At 56.3% G+C, this 3,981-nt stretch carries 4 protein-coding genes and 1 pseudogene; all 5 read left to right on the forward strand.

What is annotated here, in order from left to right; all coding sequences use genetic code 11:
* A pseudogene (locus ACILP3_RS10460) lies at positions 1–140 on the forward strand (S-(hydroxymethyl)glutathione dehydrogenase); the annotation flags it as partial.
* Positions 141–551, forward strand: coding sequence for an NAD(P)H-dependent oxidoreductase subunit E (locus tag ACILP3_RS10465; protein WP_395616571.1), 411 nt, complete (start codon positions 141–143; stop codon positions 549–551). It begins immediately after the preceding pseudogene.
* A complete protein-coding gene (locus ACILP3_RS10470) occupies positions 548–1,990 on the forward strand; it encodes an NADH-ubiquinone oxidoreductase-F iron-sulfur binding region domain-containing protein (protein ID WP_395616572.1) in 1,443 nt (480 codons plus the stop codon). Before ACILP3_RS10465 ends, ACILP3_RS10470 begins: the two co-directional genes overlap by 4 nt.
* Positions 1,987–2,532 carry a molybdenum cofactor guanylyltransferase gene (locus ACILP3_RS10475; RefSeq protein ID WP_395616573.1) on the forward strand — a complete coding sequence of 182 codons (546 nt, stop codon included), beginning with the start codon at positions 1,987–1,989 and terminating at the stop codon, positions 2,530–2,532. The genes ACILP3_RS10470 and ACILP3_RS10475 overlap by 4 nt, the downstream gene beginning before the upstream one ends.
* An 8-nt stretch (positions 2,533–2,540) precedes the next feature.
* Positions 2,541–3,981 (forward strand): molybdopterin-dependent oxidoreductase (locus ACILP3_RS10480; RefSeq protein WP_395616574.1); only part of this gene is annotated, 1,441 nt, incomplete at its 3' end.

The raw sequence follows: 3,981 nt of genomic DNA on the forward strand, positions 1-3,981 counted from the left end.
CCAAGATTGTCGACATGTATATGACCGGCAAGATCGAGATTGACCCCATGATCACCCATGTCATGGGTCTGGAAGAGATCAACAAAGCGTTCGAATTAATGCATGCGGGAACAAGCATCCGCAGCGTAGTGGTTTTCTAAATGGCGTCCATCGCTGACATTTTGGCCGAACATAAGGGCAGAGAAGGTCCGCTCCTGCCCATCTTGCACGATGTGCAAAAGCTGTTCGGCTATATCAGCGAGGATGCAATGCGCGAAATTGCCAGCGCCCTAAACCTGACCCGCGCCGAAGTTTATGGCGTCGTCAGCTTCTATCATGATTTCCGCAAAGAAGCAGAAGCCCGGCCCGTTTTGAAATTGTGCCGGGCCGAAGCCTGCAAAGCACGGGGCGTAGAGGCATTGGTCCCCATCGCCGATAGCCAAAGCCGCATAAAAGTGGAGGCGATTTATTGCCTTGGATTATGCGCGGTTGGTCCATCTGCAATGGTTGGCGACACAGTCCATGCCCGTTTGGACAGTGCTAAGTTCAAAACATTATTGGAGGCCATGTGACCGTCCGGATATCTGACGATGCGGTGGCGATCGCTTGCGGCGCGGACGCGGTTGCGGCTGCGTTCATGGCAGCGGGCGTTGCCGTCGAGCGCGTTTCTAGCTGGGGTATGCAATGGCTGGAACCATTGGTGGATATCGATGGCGTCGGTTATGGTCCGGTGTCAGCCGATCAGGTTGCGGATATAATCAACGGTAAAGCTTCGTCCTTGGGTCGCATTGAGGACCATCCTTTTATCGCGCAGCAAACCCGCCTTACTTTTTCGCGCGCGGGCAAAACCCGCCCGCTTTCATTGGACGATTATTACGCATCGCAAGGTTGGCTTGGCCTTGCAAAAGCGCGTGAAATGGGTGCCCAAGCGACCATCGATACGGTTATGGCGTCGGGGCTTCGCGGTCGCGGCGGCGCAGGTTTCCCTGCAGGCATAAAATGGCAAACCGTCGCGCGTGCGGATGCGGACCAAAAATACATCGTCTGTAATGCCGACGAAGGCGATAGCGCGACTTTTGCCGACCGTATGGTGATGGAGGGCGATCCCTTCATGCTGATTGAGGGCATGGCGATTGCCGGCTTCGCGGTCGGGGCAAGCAAGGGCTATGTGTATATCCGCTCCGAATATCCGCATGCCATCGCCAAGATGGAAGCGGCTATCAAGTTTTCGGCCCATTTAATTGCGCCATTTGTCGTCGAAGTCCGCGTCGGCGCAGGCGCCTATGTCTGTGGCGAGGAAACATCGCTGCTCAACAGCCTTGAGGGCAAAAGAGGCGAAGTACGGGCCAAGCCGCCACTGCCCGCGTTGGAAGGGCTGTTTGGTAAACCCACCATCGTTAACAATGTGCTGACGCTTGCCGCTGTGCCATGGATATTGACGCATGGCGGGGACGCTTATGCCGCATATGGTGCGGGCCGATCCAAAGGCACGATGCCCATCCAGATTGCAGGCAACGTAAAGCATGGCGGCCTTTACGAAGTCGCCTTTGGCATCACGCTGGGCGAATTGGTCAATGATATTGGCGGCGGCACAGCGAGTGGCCGTCCGGTGCGCTGTGTGCAAGTTGGCGGACCATTGGGCGCTTATTTGCCGCCTGCGCAATTTCATCTCCCGCTCGATTATGAGGCCTTTGCAGCTGCAGACGCGCTGGTTGGCCATGCGGGCATCACTGTGTTCGACGACACGGTCGACATGGCGCAAATGGCGCGCTTTGCGATGGAATTTTGTGCCATTGAAAGCTGCGGAAAATGTACGCCTTGCCGCTTGGGCAGCACACGCGGTGTCGAGACGATTGACCAGATTATTGCAGGTAAAAATGTTGAGGCGAATCTCGCGCTGATTGCTGACCTGTCCGAAACCATGAAATTTGGGTCGCTCTGCGCTTTGGGTGGCTTCACCCCTTATCCGGTCATGAGCGCTATCAAGCATTTTCCGGAGGATTTCCGTTGAAAAGGCTGGGCGCCATCATTGCCGGAGGCAAGGCAACCCGCTTTGGCAGTGACAAGGCTGCTGCGGTATTGAACGGTCGCCCGTTGATCGAACATGTGGCCGATGGGCTGCGCGAACAGGTTGATAAGCTCATTGTCGTCGGGCGTGCATGGCCGGGAATGGATTGGGTTGAAGACACCCCCTTTGCCGATATGGGGCCATTGGGTGGCCTGAATGCTGCTTTTCAATATGCGCTGCAAAACGGCTTTGACGAAATACTGACTGCGGGTTGCGACGTCGTCCCTGTACCGGAATTGCCGCGCAATATGGCCGATGGACGTGCCGTCTATATCGGCGGGCATTATCTGTTCGGCGTGTGGCCTGTTGCGCTTGCGCCTCTTCTTGACAGACATTTGCGCGATCACGACGATCTTTCGATGCGACGCTGGATCACATTTAGTGGCGCGCAGGCCGTCGCATCCTCAGATGCTTTTCACAATTTGAACACGCCTTTGGAACTTGCGCAATATGCTGCGCAACAATCGCAAATAAGTATAAGGTAGGTAGAGACATGACATACCAGCCGCAAAAAGATTTCGGAACGCCGGAAAGTCGCTCGGACGAGGCGGTGTCGCTGACCATTGACGGGCGTGATGTCACTGTCCCTGCTGGCACCAGCGTCATGCGCGCAGCGGCCGAACAAGGCACCTCCATACCCAAATTATGCGCAACCGACAGCGTCAAAAGCTATGGCTCATGCCGCCTGTGCCTCGTTGAAATTGACGGCCGCAGGGGCACGCCCGCCAGCTGCACAACACCGGTTGAACCGGGCATGGTTGTGCGCACGCAGACCCCGCAACTGGCGAAATTGCGCAAGGGCGTGATGGAGCTATATATTTCCGACCATCCGCTCGATTGCCTGACATGCGCCGCCAATGGCGATTGCGAATTGCAGGATCAGGCAGGGGCCGTTGGCTTGCGCGATGTGCGTTATGATGTGCAGGAGACGCATCTGGGGCAAGAAAAAGATCACTCCAACCCTTATTTCGATTTCGATCCCAGTAAGTGCATTGCCTGCTCGCGTTGCATCCGCGCCTGTGACGAAGTGCAAGGTACGCTTGCACTCACCATGGAAGGCAGAGGATGGGATTCAAAGATATCCGCAGGGTTTGCCAGCGACAATTTCATGGGTTCAGAATGCGTTTCATGTGGTGCCTGTGTGCAAGCCTGCCCCACGGCGACGTTGGTCGAGAAAAAAGTTGTCGAGGTCGGCACACCCGAACGTAGTGTTGTTACGACCTGCGCTTATTGCGGTGTCGGCTGCACCTTCCGCGCCGAAATGCGCGGTGAGCAATTGGTCCGCATGGTTCCGTATAAAGACGGCAAAGCCAATCGCGGCCATAGCTGTGTCAAGGGCCGCTTTGCCTGGGGTTATGCCCAGCATCAGGAACGCATCCTGAAGCCTATGATCCGCAAGTCGATCAGTGACCCGTGGCGCGAGGTCGAATGGGACGAGGCCTTTGCCTATACCGCGTCCGAATTGAAGCGGATTAGCGATACTTATGGCCGCAATGCCCTTGGCGGCATCACGTCAAGCCGCTGCACCAATGAAGAAACCTTCCTTGTGCAAAAACTTGTGCGCGCTGGCTTTGGCAATAACAACGTCGATACTTGCGCGCGCGTCTGTCATTCACCAACCGGATATGGCCTGAAAACCACTTTTGGTACCAGCGCCGGAACGCAGGATTTCGATAGCGTCGAAGACAGCGATGTCATCTTGATCATTGGTGCAAACCCCACCGACGGTCACCCCGTTTTCGCCAGCCGAATGAAACGCCGTTTGCGTGGACAAGACGGCCGCCCCGGCGCGAAGCTGATCGTCATTGATCCACGCCGCACCGATATTGTCCGTTCGCCGCATATTGAGGCGCAGCATCATTTGCCCTTACGCCCCGGCACCAATGTTGCCGTGCTGACCGCGATGGCGCATGTGATCGTGACCGAGGGGCTGG

It is taken from the genome of Sphingorhabdus sp. (genome assembly GCF_044239665.1).
GTDB lineage: Bacteria > Pseudomonadota > Alphaproteobacteria > Sphingomonadales > Sphingomonadaceae > Sphingorhabdus_B.